1 protein-coding gene is annotated in these 419 nt (G+C 40.6%); it reads right to left on the bottom strand.

All coding sequences use genetic code 11. The features are described from left to right. On the bottom strand, nucleotides 1–419 hold a 419-nt coding region (locus H5162_RS21135), incomplete at both ends, for a PKD domain-containing protein (protein WP_310736445.1).

Raw genomic sequence — 419 nt, 5'->3', positions numbered from 1 at the left:
GAGTTATTAATAGTAACAATATCGTCTGATGATAGTTGGAGCCACTCATAGGAGACTATGCTTCCATCACTATCTGATGCTTCACCTTCAAGGCTGACTTCACTTCCTTCTACAACTGTTTGGTCATCACCTGCATTCACGTAAGGAGGCGTGTTAGTCGGGGGAGTAGGTTGAATTTTAATTATTGTAGAGTCAATACCTTGAGCACCATCATCGTCGGTTACTGTTAGTTGAAAGGTAATTTCAACTTCTTCCTCTACATCTGGAGCATCAAATGAAGCTTTTGCTTTATCTGAGTTATTAATAGTAACAATATCGTCTGATGATAGTTGGAGCCACTCATAGGAGACTATGCTTCCATCACTATCTGATGCTTCACCTTCAAGGCTGACTTCACTTCCTTCTACAACTGTTTGGTC

It is taken from the genome of Pseudoalteromonas sp. SR41-8, from assembly GCF_014163915.1.
GTDB classification, from domain to species: domain Bacteria; phylum Pseudomonadota; class Gammaproteobacteria; order Enterobacterales; family Alteromonadaceae; genus Pseudoalteromonas; species Pseudoalteromonas rhizosphaerae.
This window is presented reverse-complemented; position numbering and strand designations above follow the sequence as displayed.